Source organism: Acinetobacter sp. ANC 5414, assembly GCF_013004295.1.
GTDB lineage: Bacteria > Pseudomonadota > Gammaproteobacteria > Pseudomonadales > Moraxellaceae > Acinetobacter.
The window spans coordinates 152,186-170,581 of the sequence record NZ_JABERM010000012.1; the positions used below are offsets into that span (position 1 = coordinate 152,186).

18 protein-coding genes and 1 pseudogene are annotated in these 18,396 nt (G+C 39.7%); 10 read left to right on the forward strand and 9 right to left on the reverse strand.

What is annotated here, in order from left to right:
* The first annotated feature begins 182 nt into the window (after positions 1 to 182).
* From metH to dhaK, 4 genes are all read left to right on the forward strand, one after another.
* Positions 183 to 3,875 (forward strand): methionine synthase, encoded by a 3,693-nt coding sequence (metH, locus tag HLH18_RS08760; protein ID WP_171546510.1) that lies wholly within the window; start codon positions 183 to 185, stop codon positions 3,873 to 3,875.
* Between the two features lie 69 nt (positions 3,876 to 3,944).
* Positions 3,945 to 4,466: a hypothetical protein gene (locus HLH18_RS08765; protein WP_171546511.1), complete on the forward strand. Its 522-nt coding sequence runs from the start codon at positions 3,945 to 3,947 to the stop codon at positions 4,464 to 4,466.
* A 147-nt stretch (positions 4,467 to 4,613) separates the two neighbouring features.
* A complete protein-coding gene (locus tag HLH18_RS08770) occupies positions 4,614 to 5,513 on the forward strand; it encodes a hypothetical protein (protein WP_171546512.1) in 900 nt (299 codons plus the stop codon).
* Between the two features lie 244 nt (positions 5,514 to 5,757).
* Positions 5,758 to 7,488, forward strand: a complete 1,731-nt coding sequence (dhaK, locus tag HLH18_RS08775; protein ID WP_171546513.1) for a dihydroxyacetone kinase subunit DhaK — start codon at positions 5,758 to 5,760, stop codon at positions 7,486 to 7,488.
* A 163-nt stretch (positions 7,489 to 7,651) separates the two neighbouring features.
* Here dhaK and HLH18_RS08780 read toward each other — a convergent pair whose 3' ends face one another.
* From HLH18_RS08780 to def, 3 genes are all read right to left on the reverse strand, one after another.
* Positions 7,652 to 8,104 carry a hypothetical protein gene (locus HLH18_RS08780; protein ID WP_171527787.1) on the reverse strand — a complete coding sequence of 151 codons (453 nt, stop codon included), beginning with the start codon at positions 8,102 to 8,104 and terminating at the stop codon, positions 7,652 to 7,654.
* Between the two features lie 25 nt (positions 8,105 to 8,129).
* Entirely contained in the window at positions 8,130 to 8,981 is an 852-nt protein-coding gene (locus HLH18_RS08785) for a GGDEF domain-containing protein (RefSeq protein ID WP_171546514.1), read from the reverse strand.
* 435 nt (positions 8,982 to 9,416) lie between these two features.
* A complete protein-coding gene (gene def, locus HLH18_RS08790) occupies positions 9,417 to 9,896 on the reverse strand; it encodes a peptide deformylase (RefSeq protein WP_171546515.1) in 480 nt (159 codons plus the stop codon).
* Positions 9,897 to 10,119: 223 nt separating this feature from the next.
* Here def and HLH18_RS16025 point away from each other — a divergent pair, with 223 nt between their 5' ends.
* Positions 10,120 to 10,323: an amino acid transport protein gene (locus HLH18_RS16025; protein ID WP_250852396.1), complete on the forward strand. Its 204-nt coding sequence runs from the start codon at positions 10,120 to 10,122 to the stop codon at positions 10,321 to 10,323.
* A gap of 414 nt (positions 10,324 to 10,737) precedes the next feature.
* Here HLH18_RS16025 and HLH18_RS08795 read toward each other — a convergent pair whose 3' ends face one another.
* From HLH18_RS08795 to pnuC, 3 genes are all read right to left on the reverse strand, one after another.
* Positions 10,738 to 11,235: a DUF2505 family protein gene (locus HLH18_RS08795; protein WP_171527790.1), complete on the reverse strand. Its 498-nt coding sequence runs from the start codon at positions 11,233 to 11,235 to the stop codon at positions 10,738 to 10,740.
* 133 nt (positions 11,236 to 11,368) lie between these two features.
* A complete protein-coding gene (locus tag HLH18_RS08800; RefSeq protein WP_171546516.1) occupies positions 11,369 to 11,644 on the reverse strand; it encodes a hypothetical protein in 276 nt (91 codons plus the stop codon).
* Positions 11,645 to 11,677: 33 nt separating this feature from the next.
* Complete coding sequence (gene pnuC, locus HLH18_RS08805) at positions 11,678 to 12,262, reverse strand: nicotinamide riboside transporter PnuC (protein WP_171546517.1); 585 nt, start codon at positions 12,260 to 12,262, stop codon at positions 11,678 to 11,680.
* 221 nt (positions 12,263 to 12,483) lie between these two features.
* Between pnuC and HLH18_RS08810 the strand changes: the two genes are divergently transcribed.
* From HLH18_RS08810 to HLH18_RS08820, 3 genes and pseudogenes are all read left to right on the forward strand, one after another.
* Positions 12,484 to 13,269: a crotonase/enoyl-CoA hydratase family protein gene (locus HLH18_RS08810; RefSeq protein WP_171546518.1), complete on the forward strand. Its 786-nt coding sequence runs from the start codon at positions 12,484 to 12,486 to the stop codon at positions 13,267 to 13,269.
* A gap of 42 nt (positions 13,270 to 13,311) precedes the next feature.
* Positions 13,312 to 14,220: an alpha/beta hydrolase family protein gene (locus tag HLH18_RS08815; protein WP_171546519.1), complete on the forward strand. Its 909-nt coding sequence runs from the start codon at positions 13,312 to 13,314 to the stop codon at positions 14,218 to 14,220.
* Positions 14,221 to 14,255: 35 nt separating this feature from the next.
* Positions 14,256 to 14,789, forward strand: a pseudogene (locus tag HLH18_RS08820) (TetR/AcrR family transcriptional regulator).
* Between the two features lie 60 nt (positions 14,790 to 14,849).
* On the opposite strand, the gene HLH18_RS08825 reads toward HLH18_RS08820, so the two are convergent.
* The gene (locus HLH18_RS08825) at positions 14,850 to 15,332 is read right to left on the reverse strand and encodes a hypothetical protein (RefSeq protein ID WP_171546520.1); all 483 of its coding nucleotides are present in this window, start codon (positions 15,330 to 15,332) and stop codon (positions 14,850 to 14,852) included.
* A 121-nt stretch (positions 15,333 to 15,453) separates the two neighbouring features.
* Here HLH18_RS08825 and HLH18_RS08830 point away from each other — a divergent pair, with 121 nt between their 5' ends.
* A complete protein-coding gene (locus HLH18_RS08830; RefSeq protein ID WP_171546521.1) occupies positions 15,454 to 15,594 on the forward strand; it encodes a hypothetical protein in 141 nt (46 codons plus the stop codon).
* Between the two features lie 72 nt (positions 15,595 to 15,666).
* Complete coding sequence (locus tag HLH18_RS08835) at positions 15,667 to 16,629, forward strand: DMT family transporter (RefSeq protein WP_171546522.1); 963 nt, start codon at positions 15,667 to 15,669, stop codon at positions 16,627 to 16,629.
* A gap of 61 nt (positions 16,630 to 16,690) precedes the next feature.
* On the opposite strand, the gene pgaD is transcribed toward HLH18_RS08835, so the two are convergent.
* Entirely contained in the window at positions 16,691 to 17,104 is a 414-nt protein-coding gene (gene pgaD, locus HLH18_RS08840; protein WP_171546523.1) for a poly-beta-1,6-N-acetyl-D-glucosamine biosynthesis protein PgaD, read from the reverse strand.
* A complete protein-coding gene (gene pgaC, locus HLH18_RS08845) occupies positions 17,094 to 18,386 on the reverse strand; it encodes a poly-beta-1,6-N-acetyl-D-glucosamine synthase (protein WP_171546524.1) in 1,293 nt (430 codons plus the stop codon). Before pgaC ends, pgaD begins: the two co-directional genes overlap by 11 nt.
* Positions 18,387 to 18,396 lie beyond the last annotated feature (10 nt).

Sequence of the window (18,396 nt, forward strand, 5' to 3'; positions counted from 1 at the left end):
CACTCAACTTTTTCTTTTCCATGCTGAATGTTAAGGGGGTCATATTTCAATTCGATGAAAAATTCGGCACAAATGGGCTTATTTTAAGCAGTGCTTAACGAAGTCGGCTGAATATTCCTCAAATGCAGTCTAATTCTGTTAAAATAATGCCCATTTTGTATTCCATCGGATTGGGGTTATTTATGTCCACGCTTGCCACCCTGAAAGAGCTTCTCGCCAAACGCATCCTGATTATTGACGGTGCTATGGGTACCATGATTCAACGCCATAAACTGGAAGAAGCGGATTATCGTGGTGAGCGTTTTGCTGACTGGGCATCTGACCTAAAAGGCAACAATGACCTTTTAGTCCTTACTCAACCGCAGATTATTCAAGGCATTCATGAAGCTTACCTCGATGCCGGTGCCGATATTATTGAAACCAACAGCTTCAATGGCACACGTGTTTCCATGTCTGACTACCACATGGAAGACTTGGTTCACGAAATTAACGTTGAAGCTGCGCGTATTGCCAAAGAAGCATGTAAAAAATATTCAACACCAGACAAACCACGTTTTGTTGCGGGTGTTCTTGGACCGACATCTCGTACTTGTTCGATCTCACCGAATGTAAATGACCCGGCATTTCGTAACATTACTTTTGATGAATTAAAAGAAAACTATATTGAAGCTGCACATGCCTTAATTGAAGGCGGTGCCGATATTCTGCTGATTGAAACGGTATTCGATACACTGAACTGTAAAGCAGCGATTTTTGCAGTGAAAGAAGTCTTTAACCAGTTAGGCTATGAGTTGCCGTTGATGATTTCCGGCACCATTACCGATGCTTCAGGTCGTACCTTAACCGGTCAAACTGCTGAAGCGTTCTGGAACTCGGTTCGTCATGGTGATTTGCTTTCAGTTGGTTTTAACTGTGCCTTGGGTGCAGATGCGATGCGTCCACACGTCAAAACTGTGGGTGATGTCGCTGATGTGTTTATTTCCGCGCATCCCAATGCAGGTTTACCAAATGCGTTTGGTGGTTATGATGAAACCCCTGAACAAACTGCAGCATTCCTTAAAGAATTTGCAGAAAGCGGCTTAATCAATATCACCGGTGGTTGCTGTGGTACCACTCCAGATCATATCCGTGCCATTTATAATGCAGTCAAAGACATTAAACCGCGTCAGATTCCTGAGATTGAACCGGCTTGCCGTCTTTCAGGTTTAGAACCATTTAACATCACCAAAGATTCCTTGTTTGTAAACGTCGGTGAACGTACCAACGTGACCGGTTCAAAAAAATTCGCCCGTTTGATTCGTGAAGAAAACTATACCGAAGCTTTGGAAGTGGCTTTGGATCAAGTGCAAGGTGGCGCACAGATTGTCGACATCAACATGGATGAAGGCATGCTGGACTCGCAAGCAGCAATGGTGAAATTCCTGAATCTGATTGCCTCTGAACCGGATATTTCTCGCGTACCGCTTATGATTGACTCATCAAAATGGGAAATTATTGAAGCCGGCTTGAAATGCGTACAAGGTAAAGCCGTGGTCAACTCTATTTCCTTAAAAGAAGGTTATGACGAGTTTGTCGGAAAAGCGCGCCTTTGCCGCCAGTATGGTGCTGCAGTCATTGTCATGGCGTTTGACGAAGATGGTCAGGCCGATACAGCGGCACGTAAGCGTGAAATCTGCAAACGTTCGTATGATATTTTGGTCAATGAAGTCGGCTTCCCTGCTGAAGACATCATTTTCGATCCAAACGTGTTTGCCATTGCTACAGGTATTGAAGAACACAACAACTACGCAGTCGATTTCATTGAAGCGACGGGCTGGATTAAACAGAACCTTCCGCACGCCATGATTTCTGGTGGTGTATCCAACGTATCGTTCTCTTTCCGTGGTAACGAACCAGTTCGTGAAGCCATTCATGCAGTCTTCCTTTATCATGCCATTCAACAAGGCATGACCATGGGGATTGTGAATGCAGGTCAGTTGGCGATTTATGATGATATTCCTGCTGAATTAAAAGCTGCGGTTGAAGACGTTGTTCTGAACCAAAACCAAGGTGAAAGTGGTCAGGATGCCACTGAGAAATTGCTTGAAGTTGCGGAACAATACCGTGGCAAAGGCGGTGCACAGCGCGAAGCTGAAAACCTGGAATGGCGTGAAGAGTCAGTTGAAAAGCGTCTTGAGTATGCATTGGTTAAAGGCATCACTGCTTATATTGATATCGACACTGAAGAAGCACGCTTAAAAGCTGCCCGTCCTTTAGATGTGATTGAAGGTCCGCTCATGTCTGGCATGAACGTGGTCGGTGATTTGTTCGGTGCAGGTAAAATGTTCCTGCCGCAAGTGGTGAAATCGGCCCGTGTAATGAAACAAGCCGTAGCTTGGTTGAACCCGTACATTGAAGCGGAAAAAACCGAAGGTCAGACCAAAGGAAAAATTCTGATGGCGACGGTTAAAGGCGACGTACACGATATTGGTAAAAATATTGTCGGCGTGGTACTTGGCTGTAACGGTTATGACATCGTTGACCTTGGCGTGATGGTACCTGCGGAAAAAATCCTGCAAACCGCGATTGATGAAAAAGTCGATATTATTGGTTTGTCTGGTTTGATTACACCGTCACTCGATGAAATGGTCTTTGTTGCCAAAGAAATGCAGCGTAAAGGTTTCCATGTTCCATTGATGATTGGTGGTGCAACCACTTCTAAAGCGCATACCGCAGTGAAGATTGATCCGCAATATTCAAATGATGCGGTGATTTATGTTGCCGATGCTTCACGTGCAGTCGGGGTTGCAACTTCCCTGCTTTCACCTGAAATGAAACCTGAGTTCATTAAAGGCTACCGCGAAGAATATGCCAAAGTGCGTGAACGTATTGCCAACAAGCAACCTAAAGCGGCAAAACTGTCTTATGCAGATTCAATTGCCAATGGCGTGAAAATTGACTGGGCGAACTATGTTCCACCTAAGCCAAATGTGTTAGGTCAGCAGGTTCTGAAGAATTACCCGCTTGAAACTTTAGTGCCTTATTTTGATTGGACACCATTCTTTATCTCTTGGAGTTTGGCGGGCAAGTTCCCTGCAATTTTGACGGATGAAGTGGTCGGTGAAGCAGCAACTGATTTGTATGAACAAGCGCAAATCATGTTGAAAGATATTGTAGAGAACAAGCGTTTTGATGCACGTGCCGTATTCAGTCTTGCTCCTGCAAAACGTACCGGTGCAGATACCGTTTCGATTTATGATGAAAATCAAACTGCAACGCACAAGTTTGAGCATACTCGTCAGCAGTCTGACAAAGTTTCAGGTAAACCGAACTTCTCATTGGCAGATTTTATTGCGCCAGAAGATACCAATCTTGAAGATTACTTGGGTGGTTTCACCGTATCAATCTTTGGTGCGGAAGAATTGGCGCATGAATACAAAGCCAAAGGCGATGACTACTCTGCAATTTTGGCACAGTCTTTAGGTGACCGTTTTGCAGAAGCCTTTGCTGAGCATTTGCATGAGCGTATTCGTAAAGAGTTCTGGGGCTATCAAGCGTCTGAACAGTTGTCGAATGATGACCTGATTAAAGAGAAGTATGTCGGGATTCGTCCTGCACCGGGTTACCCTGCTTGTCCTGAACATTCTGAAAAAGCGACCTTGTTTAACTGGTTAGATTCAACCAATGCCATTGGTACCGAACTGACTTCTAGTTTTGCAATGTGGCCACCTTCAAGTGTTAGCGGCTTCTATTACAGTAACCCGCAATCTGAATACTTTAATGTCGGCAAGATTGCACTGGATCAGTTAGACAGTTATGCAGAACGTAAAGGCTGGTCAATGGATGAAGCGAAGCGTTGGTTGATGCCAAACTTAGATGATTCGATTGAGATTTAAGACTTTTAAGATGTAAAAAATCCCCTCAAGTGAGGGGATTTGCTCTTATTATAATCTCTGAGTATTCAAATGGAATTAGAAGATTTTGAAATTCTATGTGACACCTTATTAGTTAATAACTCTGAATTAAAACGAATTTCAATTTTAGAATTATTGGCAAACGAACAATTATTAAGCCTTATTAAAAATGAGAAAATACTTCATAAAATTAGCCGAAAATCATACATACACAACAATGGATTTATAAAAATTGTTTTAATAGATAAACGTCCACATTATGCAATTCGACTACATATTTGGCCAAATACAGAAATTAATAATGCTTCAGCACACAATCATCCGTGGGATATAACAGTGAAAATTATATCTGGTGAATATGAATGGATAAATTGTTCAATCTATAATTTAGGCAATAAAAATGCTTTACTTTATAATTGTATTTATTATAACAATTACAACTCTCACAAAATAATTTTTTTAAAAAATGTGAAACTCAATCAAGATGAAATCATAAGCTATAAAAAAGGTGATATTTTCGACTATTCAAAAAATATTTACCATACTATCAAAAAGATCAACAAAATTACGTAGACTCGTTAGTTATCTGTGGAGAGACAGAACAACCTACTGCAAATATTGTAAGCTACAACGATATTACTTCACTTTCTGGCAATAACAAATATATAGATTCAAATCATCTTAAATATATTTTAATAGAGCTTATAGAGAGAAATTCATATGTTAATCAGCAATAACAGCGAAAGCTCTAGCTTTAAAAAGTTATTTTTCTTTACATTGATATTAATCAGTATTTTTCTAATTTTGATTAATTATTTTGTTATACCCCACCTAGAAATTAAAAGCGAAAAAACAATAGAAATATTAACAAGTATAATTAACAATTTAATAAGTCTAAGTATTACAAGTATAGGGGCTTCAATAGCATATTTAATCTTTATCCCAAGAAAACTTAAGGAAAGCGAATTACGTGTATTAAATCCTAATGATTTAAAAAATAAGTTCAAATCATTGATTAATAACACATTTTATTTAAACTATGCTGGTCATACGGCTAGGTGGAATCGCTCAAAATCTTTGGATTCATTGATACAAGAAGCTGAGAATGAAAAAATCAGCAAAGAAGTTCAGTTTTTAATATTAGATCCTAGCAATGATAAGGTATGTGAATACTATTGTTCTTTTGGTCATTCCAATAGAAATAAAGGTAACTCAATAAACACACTAAAAGATATTAAAATTGAACTTATTAGTACTATTCTAATATGTTTAATTAAGAATTCTTCCCCTTTTGTTAATATAAAAATATATTTAAGCAATTCTGTTTCTCTTTTTAGATTTGATATAATTGAGCATGGCTGTATTTTAACCAAACCATATTCTGATGAGCCCGCTCTTTATTTTTCTTATGGTTCTTTTTTTTACAAATCATATTCTGACGAATTTAGAATTATGAAAGATCAATCCAAGGAACTAAAATTGAGTAAAAATTATAAAAAAATAGGTTTATCTGATATAAAAACCATTTTAAATTCTCTTGGGATTGAAAATTTTGATTTAGATGAAAGTGATCTAAAGAAAATTACCTCAACTATAAAAAAGGATATATCACCATACTAAACAGTTTCTTACTTCCACAATGAGACTCCTCCTGAGTAAGCTTTAAGGCACCTCCTTGAAGCTTAGTACAAGTGAGATTCAGGGGAAATCTTTTATAACAAAAACAGTCAACCAAACTGCCCTTTTTCTAACCCATCAACCCACAAAAAACCATTTTTACAGTTTTAAGTCTGCAAACTTTCTGACTTTCTATAATAATAGATCCATAAATTTATCTCCCAAATTCATAACTATTGGTGTTTCAATGAAAAAACTCATGAACGGTGCTGAAAACATCGTTGTCGAAATGTGCAAAGGCTTTGTTCTGGCACACCCAGAACTCGCATTCAATGAATCATCTAAAATTATTTCACGTAAAGCAAAACACCAAAACGTGGCTTTAATCAGTGGCGGTGGCAGCGGTCATGAGCCTGCACATGCAGGATTTGTGGGACAAGGCATGCTGGATGCCGCGGTTTGCGGTGATGTCTTTGCATCCCCTTCTCAAATTCAGGTCTATAAAGCCTTGCAGCAAGTTGCGACTGAAAAAGGCGTACTAATGATCATCAAAAACTATTCTGGCGATATGATGAATTTCCAGAATGGTGCTGTACTTGCTGTCGATGATGGCATTAAAGTCGATTACGTCAAAGTTGCCGATGATATTGCAGTCAAAGACAGCTTATACACTGTAGGCCGTCGTGGCGTTGCCGGTACGATATTCGTGCATAAAATCGCTGGCGCAGCTGCATCAAAAGGCTATGACCTAGTACGTGTCAAAGAAATCGCGCAAAAAGCAGCGGACAATGTCACCAGCTTAGGTTTTGCCTTTAACTCATGTACCGTACCTGCCAAAGGAACACCGACCTTTACATTGGCGGATGATGAAATGGAATATGGTGTGGGTATTCACGGTGAACCGGGCATCCGTCGTGAAAAAATCTTGCCTTCAAATGAATTGGCGCAACGAATTGTCGATGATCTATTCCTTGACCGTCCAGATCTGACAGAAGTTGCAGTGCTCATTAACGGTTTTGGTGCAACACCAACACAAGAACTGTATCTGTTCAACCAAGACGTGTGCCAACAGTTAGCGAAAAAAGGGATTAAGATTTACCGTACCTTTGTCGGTAACTACATGACTAGTATCGATATGGCAGGCGCATCCGTTTCGTTATTGGCATTAGATGATGAACTCAAAACCTATTTAGATGCAGAAGCAAATACGCCAGCATTTAAAATGGATGGTTCCGCTGCCTTAGCCATTGAGTTTGCGACCAACGATTCAACAGCTGAACGTGCATTAAATGTTGATGTTGAAACACATGCAGAACACGCTGAAATTGTGAATGAACAATTTACCATTCACAATATGCGCTATGTGGTTGATGTAATGAGTGCCTGCATTATTAAAAATGAAGTGCCATTTTGTGAGCTGGATGCCCATGCGGGTGATGGTGACTTCGGTATGAGTGTTGCCAAAGGCTTTAAACAGCTTAAACGTCAATGGAATGAGCTTTTGCAAGCTGAACATATGGATGACTTTTTGCTGAACTGTTCAATGATTATTATGGAACATTGTGGTGGGGCTTCAGGTCCAATTTGGGGCTCAGCATTCCGTGCAGCAAGTAAGTCGATTAAAGGCAAAAAAACACTATCCGTTGCCGACTTTGCGACGATGCTGCAAGATGCGGTAAAAGGCATTCAAACCACAGGTGAACGCTCATTTGGTCGTGGTGCTGTCGTTGGTGACAAAACCTTAATCGATGCATTGGTTCCTTGTGCCGATTCGTGGTCTGCAAATACAGATAAAACCTTTAAAGAAAACTTTATCTTAGGTGCGCAAGCTGCCGTGCAAGGTGCCGAATCCACCAAAGACATCGTCGCGCGTATGGGGCGTGCAGGTACAGTTGGTGATCGTAGCCTAGGTTATCCAGATGCTGGTGCGCATGGTTTAGGTGTGATCTTTACCGATATTGCAGAACATATTAAATAACTTTTGAAAAGCATCCATTGAAAAGCCTCTATCAAAAAGCACCGGATTGATTTCGGTGCTTTTTTTATTCCTGCTCTAATTCAATGTACACCTAACTTTAATCATGGGATTACCTTTCCATCAAAAAGATGAAGAATATTACACCGCAAGGAAGAGGTTATTTTTAATGAAATGCTGTTGCTAATTTACCCACTCTTATTTCCACCACATTCCAATGGTGCATCATTTCTCGTATAAAAACGAAATACACAAATAGATAAAAATGCTCGCTACTGAGCTGCTGTACATAATATTCGGTATGGTCGACAAATTCATTAAAGGCATGTTCAAGCTGTATTCGGTCTATGACTGTTTCATTGTTAAAGAACAGTTCTGATAACTGTTGCATAAATTCATCAGAAGTGTCCGCTACCCGCTGAATTTTATAATCAAATTTAAGCTGTTCCAGTATTTCCTCAACCCTATAAATCATATTTTCTAAAGCCAAAGCATCTAGCTTTTTATATCGGATACTTTCTGACTCAATATCATGTAAACCTTTAGCAACTTTAAACGGCTGTCCGTTAACGTCAAACTGGACAGCATCTCGACCCAAAGAAAATTGGATTTGTTCCATGACAGCAATCCCAAGAAATATATCTTTAAATAGCAGGATCTAAGTTTAACTCCAGATAGTTTCTTACCTGATTTCTGCCCTGCCGTTTAGCCAAATATAAGGCCCGATCTGCCATACGAATGGTCTGTTCTTTATTTAAATGGGTTTCAGATAAGGCGACACCAAAACTGGCACTCATATTTAAAATATCTCCCGTTTCTAACGGAATTTTTTCCTGCTCAATTATTTTACGACAACGTTCTGCAATCTCAATCGCTTGCTGTAAATTTTGTTCTTTTAAAATCAGAATAAATTCTTCACCACCAAAACGCCCAACGATATCCTGTTCCCGTGTAGTGGCAGATAAAATGGCAGCAACCCGTTGCAAAACCATATCTCCAACTTCATGGCCATATTGGTCATTAATGAGTTTGAAATGATCCAAATCCAGTAAAATTACCACATAAGCCGTTTTTTTCTTGCGTTCTAAAGCTGTGAGTTGTTCGCCAATATAACGACGATTAAACACATTCGTCAGCACATCAGTTTGGCTCATTCTTTTAATATTTCTTTCACGCCGACGCCATTGTGAAAGTAAAATTTCAAAAAACAAAATCGAAACCAGCAAGATCGGCAAATAAACTTCCGCCATACTTCCGATCCAGAATTCATTATGATAAAACGCGCCATTCGTAAGTGCATCACTAAACACAGGCGCGTAACGAATCACCCCATTAAAAGTTAAGTAACTAATAATGACGATAAAAATAAGAGCAGGAATCGCAATACTATAAATAATTTTTCGTGAATAAAATACCAAGCCAATCAGGACAATATTGACAAATCCTGCAATGGTGGCGGGGCTATAAATACCGACGGTATAGCCCGCATAAATCATGGTGGCACCAAAAAACATGGGGGAAAAATAAGAAATAAATCTCCGGAATTTTCTATTTCTTTTATATCTGAAGCTAAACCCAACTATAATTATAAAAATGATTAAAGTAATAAACACACTGATAATACGGATGAAAAAAAAGTCCGCATTAATCCAGACAGCATTTTCAGCAGAGAAATAGCTGACCAAATACCATTTAATTGCACTGACCTGGCAAAATGCGCCAAAAATCAGGAGCAATACCCCTTTATCAAAATTAGGCCAGTTAATAATTAAATTATCAGATTCGAGTATATGAAACCTAAATCTGCCCCAATAATGAAAAATCAGTGTATGTATTTTTCTAAACAAGTTCATAGACTTAATTACTATATTTATAATTTCTAAAATTTTTATTGCTTTATATTTATAGCACAAAAATTAAACAATTTAGACTTATATCCGCTGAATAAACAACACTCCATCCAAATGATCCACTTCATGCTGCACAATCCTTGCAGGAAAACCCATATAGCTCGTTTCTATTCGTTCACCTTGCAGCGTTAAATAACGCACTTTAACCGTTTCGGCACGTGCCACTTGCCCACGCTCATCCGGAACACTTAAACACCCCTCTTCTCCCAGAACAGTTGCTTCAGAGCTTTCTAAAATTTCAGGATTCACCATCACCACAGGATCCATCTCAGGTGCATCGGGATAACGTAGGTTAGGACGTGAAGCGACAATAATCACCCGTTTAGAGACATAAACCTGAGGGGCGGCAATACCTACACCATTTCGTTCCGTCATGGTGTCATGCATAGCCAAAGCGAGTTGATTTAACCATTCACTATTCAGTTCAGACTTTGCCACCTCAGCCGCTGTTAAGGTCAAAATGGCTTCACCACGCTGTGCTACAGGTAAAATGGTACTCATAAATTCATTCCCGGCTTAAGTATAAAGCTAAACTCAATACTGTTTTAAATCATAAATTCTGTATAAATCTTAACGCTAAAAACATATCGATCATATGCAATTTTAATCCTTGTATTTCACCTTTCCTGCAGATCAAGGTTTGCGATCCTTAAGTAAAATCTTTTAAGCCTATTTTAATTTTACTTGGTTATAATCAGCTCAAATCCTTTATAAATATAAAATAATGACCACAGCCCAACTTCTTCTTGGTGTTCTTTTTAGCTCTATAGGCTTAGGCTATTTTCTATATGGGAAAAAGCAGAAAGTCACTATGCCCCTGATTTGTGGCTTAGTACTGATGATATTCCCCTATTTTGTAGAAAATACCGCAATGCTAACAACCACCGGCATCATCCTCTCTCTTTTGCCTTACTTTGTAAGACTCTAATATCCATACAAATCACCAGTCATTATTAATAAATTTAAGTTGTCGCACTCAGAAGAAAGAATGATTTTTCATATAGATAGCAATTGATTAAAATCAAAACTTTAGCACTATTTGTACACGCGCTATTGGCGCAATGTATTACATTTGGGTTGTGTGCCTGGTCTCGTTCTTTACTGCAATGCTTTATAGAGCCAAATTTGAAAAACAGAATTTAGCAACATCTGCAATTTCTAGACCGCACAATCCAGTGCAAGATTAATCATTAATGAAAGAACAATAAAAGAAAAAGCGCTTCATTAAAATACAGTTGCGAATGACGTTTCAGCGTATTAAATAACAGGATGAATTCAAAATAAAAAATGCCAGTCAATTTCTTAAATGACTGGCATTACTTCATTAAAGGGCTTTTTATTATTAAGCAGAGCGGTTTTTCTTTAATTCATCTTCAACAATCTGGATCTCAAGATCACTGAATTTACGAATTTCCCCTTCAGCATGTTTTTCTAGCATGCCTGCAATCAAAGGGACTTTAATCTTAACCTGCCAATTTAAGGTAATATGAATCTGCAGATCGTCCCCTGTTACTGAACGTTCACAGTTTGCATGTAAAGGCAGATTCGCACCCAATTCTATAGTCGAAGTTAAAGCTTCTAAATTGGTGATATCGGTACGCTTCAAACGGAAAGCATCTTTAATTAATTTTTTTGCGATATCCGGAATCTTCACATCTAAATTATATGCACGGCGTAAAGTATAGGTATCGCCCTGAATCTTAGATTCAATAATTTCTAATTTTTCACCTGGAATACGTCTGCATACTGCTTCGTGCAAAGCTGTATCTGATGCAAGCCGTTTAAATTCATCAATTGAAACTCCCTGAATTGTAGAATTTACAGTAAAACGATGTGCCATTTTTCTATCCTTTGTTTTTTTATTGGTCGTTTTGAATACTTATAAACCATTTGATCATCACTGATCTAGGGCATTTTGTCGCTTTTTATTTAATTGAATTTTAGTAATGCTGTCATTGACCATCTATACCGAACTATTGACCATGTACGCCATAACGTACTTCAATTTGCTCGAAACAGGAAATACTGAGGAAATTGCTTCTGTATTCAATGATCGCATAGAATTGTTCAGCACCATCATCCAGCCCTGTCGCTGCCCATGTAGTGCCTTTGGGAAAATCATTCAACCATTCAGCCTTATAAAAATCAGAGACTGAATCGAAGTTAATATAATCTTCAGGCACAGCTTGAATCCGTGCTGCCATTTCATCAAATTGCTTCAATTGATATTGAATGAAATCAATCAGCATAGAGGTCAATCCAAGTGCGCTATAAAAAGATATTTATACACCCTTAAAATGCGTGATTGCCTGTTTCTTTTTCACTTGTTCCCACTGCCACCAACCAAAAGCGGCCAAACCGACAAAGGCTGCATATAAACCCGCAGTCAGGAATAAATCTTTATAAATAAACATGCCGACATAAATGATATCGACGAAAACCCACAATACCCAGGTGGCAATATGTTTACGGCTGGTCCAATAGGTGGCCAGTAAACTAAAAGCCGCTAATTGTGAATCCAGCATTGGCACAGCAGCATCGGTAAAATTTTTTAAAGTTAAACCGAAAATTAAACCGCCCACTGCTGCAAGTAACATTTGGAAAATCACGATTTTTTTGGCAATCGGTTCAATCCGAATTTCATGGTCTTGCTGTTTGCCCTTCAACCAGTGATAGAAACCATAAAAGTTCACCACCATAAAGAAGAACTGCAAGATGGTTTCACCGTACAGCTTAAATTCATAAAATAAATAAGCATATAAAACAAAGGCTGCGAAATTAAACCACCAACACCACATATTGCGTTTAATGGTCAATGTCACCCCAATAAGACTGATAATGACCGCAACAATTTCTAAAGGTGACATAGCAATAAACAGGCAGGAAAAGAGTGCTGCTATTATGGAAAAAATAGCGCTGAACGCAAGATAAATTGTACCAATCCAGCTACACAATCTGACGGACACCATAGTTGTTTACAACTACGATCTGTAAAGTCAATGTAAATTGAAAAATAGACTGCCCAGATTTGACTGTTTTCTAACGACCGTTTAAGAATATAAAAAATGATCACCTTGGAAGAATAAAAATGTCCCAACAACAAGGAAAAGTCAGCCGAGAAATTCGCGGGTCTCTGTGCCTGATTGGACTCGACCGTACGACAAAACGAAATGCCTTTGATAGCCATCTAATTCATGACTTATCACTGGCCTTAACCGAATATGAAGATCATCCCGAGTTACGCTGTGCCGTGATCTTCGCGCATGGAGATCACTTTACCGCGGGCCTAGATTTGGTGGAGTTACAACCCAAGCTGAGTAGTGGCATATTTAGCTACGATGAACAACAGATCAATCCATGGGGAACCAGTGGACGTCAGCGAAAAAAACCGGTGATTGTGGCAGTACAAGGCTATTGCTATACCGCAGGGATCGAGCTGATGCTCAATGCCGATATCATCATTGCTCAGGACAATAGCCAATTTGCACAAATGGAAGTGCAACGTGGAATTTTACCTTTTGGTGGTGCAACAGTGCGTTTTGTACAGGCGGCAGGCTGGGCTAAAGCCATGCGCTACTTGCTCACGGGTGATGCATTCAATGCCCAAACCGCGCTAGAGTTAAACCTGATCAATGAAATTACCACTGAAGCTCCCCTCAAGCGAGCCATTGAACTGGCTGAACGGATTGCTCAAGCTGCCCCACTTGCAGTACAGGCGACACTTGCTTCAGCCAAAGAAGCTGCTGAACATGGTGCAGAAACAGCATTTTCCAATTTACAGCAACACCTTACTCCGCTGCTAAAAACTCAAGATGTACAAGAAGGTATCATGGCGATGCTGCAACGACGTGCGCCCGAATTTAAAGGTCAATAATTTAAAAGTGAATCATCTAAATCCAATAAAAACGAGTTTGCTATGCCGTATTTAAATCATAAGCCACAAAATAATCACTTTAGCGTCCGTACCCAATCATTCATGGCAACCGATGGTTATCCCCTTATTGGAACACTTTACACACCTAGACATGACCTAAAAGCCAATATTGTATTGTCCAGTGCCACTGGTGTTCCACAAGCCTTCTATCGCCGCTTTGCAGAATATGTGACTCAGTTTGGCTATCAGGTTTTAAGCTTTGATTATCGTGGCGTAGGACAGTCTGCACCGCAAAATTTAAAAGGTTTTAAGATGTCTTATTTAGATTGGGGTGCTTTGGATCTTGCTGGAGCGATTGACTATCTGGCACAAGATCAAATTCCGCTGTTTATGGTCGGACATTCTTATGGTGGACAAGCGCTTGGGCTAGCTCCCAATCATGCCAAAGTGACTGCCATGTACTGTTTTGGCACAGGTGCAGGCTGGCATGGCTATATGCCGTTGAAAGAAAAGATCAAAGTTCAGGTGATCTGGAATATTATCTTCCCGCCGATGGTTGCTCTAAAAGGCTATTTGCCTTGGAGCAAACTGAATATGGGCTCAGATTTACCGATTGACGTTTATAAACAGTGGCGAAAATGGTGTAAAAATCCGACCTATTTCTTTGCCGACCCTGAACAGCACGCGTTGATTGAGCAATATGCACAGGTCAAAACGCCAATTTATGCAGTATCTGCAATGGATGACAACTGGGCTTTACCCAATTCACGGCATGCTTTTATGCAATATTACAGCCAAGCTCCGATGCAATTTATTGATATTGCAGCGCAAGATTATGCTCTTAAACAAATTGGGCATATGGGCTATTTCCGTAAAGGTGCGGAAAAAATCTGGGATGAGCTTCTACACAGCTTTGATGATTTACTTGCTCAAAAAACGGATAGAGATTAAAACAAATGCGTCCACAGAAACTCAGCCGAGAGTAAATTCTTCACTTATGTGCCTTACAATTTAAGACACAGGGTTATGCAGGCACCAGTATGGAAATGCTAGCCAAAGCCTGTGGACTCAGCAAAGCCTCTTTTTACTATTACTATCCGAGTAAAGAAGCTTTACTCATGGATGTGCTGGAACTGATCCAAAAACATTTAAAGCAGCATTTATTTAAACTGAGTGAAAATCCTGAAATGTCAGCCGCGCAACAGTTTGAGCATCTACATCAACGGGCAATACAGTTTTTTAGTTAGGGAGTCAAAGGTTGTCTAATCGGTATTATTTCTATTGAAGCACTGTATCAATCGAACGATATTTTAGAAAAAATTCGCACTATTTTTCAGGATTGGGAAATGGCGTTCTATCAATTATTTAAAATACATCTTGATGAAAATGACGCCAAAATTTTAGCCAAACAAAGTCTGGCCGATTATGAAGGGGCGATTTTAATGTATCGCCTGAATGATGATCCGTTCTATCTTGATCAAGTGAAGCAACGCATTTTAAAACAGCTGCAAACTATATAAAGATGTATAGCTTTTCATCCTTTAGCTAAAAATATGTGGCACTCAAGAGAATCACTTTCATCAAACGTGGCTATGCACATCTTTCATTTCAAATTTATGCTCATCCCCAAAACGGTCAACATGAGTATAAAACACTCCATAACGTCCGACATAATATTCCAAAGACTGATCATAGAAAGTCCAGTAAATAGACCATTCTGCCAAATCCAGCTTGCGAATTTGGGTTTGGGTTTTGGCTGGCATTTTTCTTAATACATCTTCTTGAACTACAATCGCCTGACTCAAATTTCGTTCAGCCAATTCGCGCTCAAAAAATATTTGGCAAATATCATCAAATAATTGTTGTTCGTATTCCTCCACTTCATCGATACGTGCTTCATGGGCAGATAATGGCTTTGTTGATATAGCGGCTTGTTTATCTAAATCTGCTAACTGCTTGATTTTGAATTGCTGAAAATGTTGATTGATCTGAAATTTAAAAATGACTTTCCAAAGTCCAATAAATACAATGAAAAGACACAACCACAAGAGTATTTTTATCATAGCGACACTCTCACGAGTAAATAATTGTTATCTTTATATTTATAAAACAATTTGAATAAAAATCATACAATTTTTAAATTTATATGCTATAAAAAATGTTCATTCGGAGACTTTTTCTTTCATGTTACCTATTCCATATCCTCAATATCCGCTTGTGATCTGGCTCGCTTTGGACATTCAAGTCAACAAAGCCGCTTCACGACGTGTGAACTTTTTGCATGAGGTGTCTTGGAATATGTACCGTGATCATTTCTTTGAATAATCACTAAAATAAATATCTAAAGGTCGCCTCAACAGCGACCTTTTTTAATGCCTAAAAATAAGGAAATAAATAATGAACCTTCCATCGAATAAAAATGACTTCCCCTCGCCACTGTCTGAGCCGGTTGTAGCTTCTTTTACACGATCCTCACGCTTCGCTACAGCCGGTCAATTTGTTACTGTGGTGCTGATTTGGTCCCTGACACCCTTGGCAGCCGTTTGGACAGTGCATGAAATTCATTGGGCGTGGGGCTTATTTATCCGATTTAGCTTGGCTATCCCAGTTGCTTTAGTCTGTCAGGCTTATTTTAAAGTCAAAGTACCCTTGCACCCGCAGGCTTTACTCAGCTATGCGGCAGGCGCACTAGGCTTGTTTGCGTCTATGACCTTTTGCTATATGGGCGCATCAAAAGTTCCATCCGCCATAATTTCAATCATCTACGGCATTGCCCCATTTGTATCCGGCTTGCTGGCAACCTGTATTTTTAAAAGTGAAAAGTTGAGTGTTTATCAATGCACAGGGTTAATGATGGGTATGCTCGGGCTGTATTTTGCTCTGGGCTTAAGTTCGCAAAACATACGCCTGAATTATCTCGGGATAGCTTTAGAAGTCATCGCCATGATGCTTTATGTACTGTCTGCATTTACAGTTCGTGGTGTGGCTGCCAACATCCATCCAATCAGTCAAATGACCGGTGCGACACTGGTATCATGGCTAGGCTATTGTGCTCTACTGCCTTTTTTCTGGTCAGATCTGCCATCGCAGCTCCCTTCATTACAAACCGGTGTTGCGCTGATTTATAGCGCTTTATTTTCCTCGGTACTGGCGATGATTTTTTATTATCAATTACTCAACACAATTCATCCAACCACACTGATGCTGATCACCATCATGACACCCGTACTCGCCACGCTGTGGGGCACATGGCTTAATCATGAAACTTTAGGCACACATTTAATTCTTGGACTGTTTTTAATATGTGTGGGATTGTCTTTATATTCATATTCCATCCGTATAAATGCATCAATCAAATAAAAAATCCCGGGTGTAATATTCACTCGGGATTTTTAAAATCTTTAACTCGAACAACGTTTCATTATTCGATCCGAATGATTTTACCGTGATCATCATGATGGACCACACTGACTTTTTGTTGACGTCCCTGCTCAATGTCCTGAACAGGCAAATCAAAATGCTGTTCATAATCGAAGATATTTTTGGCAGAGCTTGGCTTTACTGTTTTTGCAGGAACAAAATTCGTCCACAATAATAATGCGACCACACATGCCAATAATGCACTCACACCATGTTCAATCCCCAAACCAAAAGCTGAAAACAGTTGATGAATGACATGCTGTTTTTGCAGACTGACTACACCAATTACAATTAACAATGGACGCCATAAAAATAACCATACTGCCCACATCATCGCGGTAGAAGTATTAGATGCATAGCGTTTATGCCAAGGCAATAAACGGCGTAAATCAATAATTAAAGTATTACTTTTCATGGCTGATGCTCTCATTATGGACAGTTGAATTGCGCATCCCGCGGTCTGGACTCACCCAGCGTGCGCGCTTACCGTCACGACGCAACAACACTTTTGGAAATGCCACAATACTGGCAGACAGCGTAATTAACCAAAATACAAATGGATACCAGATCATCCAGAAGTAATTTTTACCGAGTCCAGGCTCATAACGACTGTCCATCCATTTACTGATTGCAAACTGAAGTAAACAGGTTGCCCCTAATAGCATGCCTGTTCCATAAGGCAAAAATGGTGAACTCGTGCCACTAATTCCAAGCGGAACGATAAAGTGAATGATCCAAATCATGGCCATAAACAGCATTAAATAAGACCAGACCAGCGTCAGGATCAGTTCAAATAGTAATGGCCATAAAAAATTCAGTTTCGGTTTAAACAGCACGTCCATATTTTTAATCAGCACTTGTGCCCCACCCATCGCCCAACGCAGCCGCTGTTTCCACAAACCATTAAAAGTTTCTGGCATTAGAATCCAGACCAAGGCATTCGGTTCAAAGTGAATATTCCAGCCTGCACGTTGCAGCTTCCAGGTAATATCAATATCTTCAGTCAGCATATCAGGTGACCAATAACCGACTTCATGCACCGCACTTTTACGAAATGCAGTGATCACACCCGATACGGTAAACAATCGACCAAAACTGCGTTGCGCACGTTTGATCATCCCCACGATAGAGGAAAACTCTCCGACCTGAATCCGTCCAATCAAGGTGGAACGGGTACGAATCCGTGGATTACCGGTGACGGCAGCGACAGTTTCATCTTGCAGAAAATGGCGTAGCATCCAGGTGGCTGCATGCGGATCGAGCAAGGCATCACCGTCGATGCCAAGCAAATATTCCGCATCCGTCAACAAGCTTCCGGCTTGCAATGCCATGGCTTTACCCTGATTTTGCGCCAAATGCACCACACGTAATTTTTCATGCTGTGCAGCCAAACAGTCTAACACTGCTGCAGTGTTGTCTGAACTGCCATCATTAATCGCAATCACTTCAAAGTTTGGATAATCCAGTGCCAGGGCATGCGTTAAGGTTTCTTCAGCGTTATCCCCTTCATTAAAACAAGGCACCAGCACTGCCACCTTAGGATAATAAGGCAGTGCTTCAGGCTGTTGATATGGTGGATCCTGTCGCTCTTTCCAATAGAAAATCAGTGCACCCATCATCCATAAATACGACATAAACAATGGATAATAAAAGACAAAGTGCAAAGCAGAATGCCAAAAATGCTGCAGCGTTGACATATAAAATTCC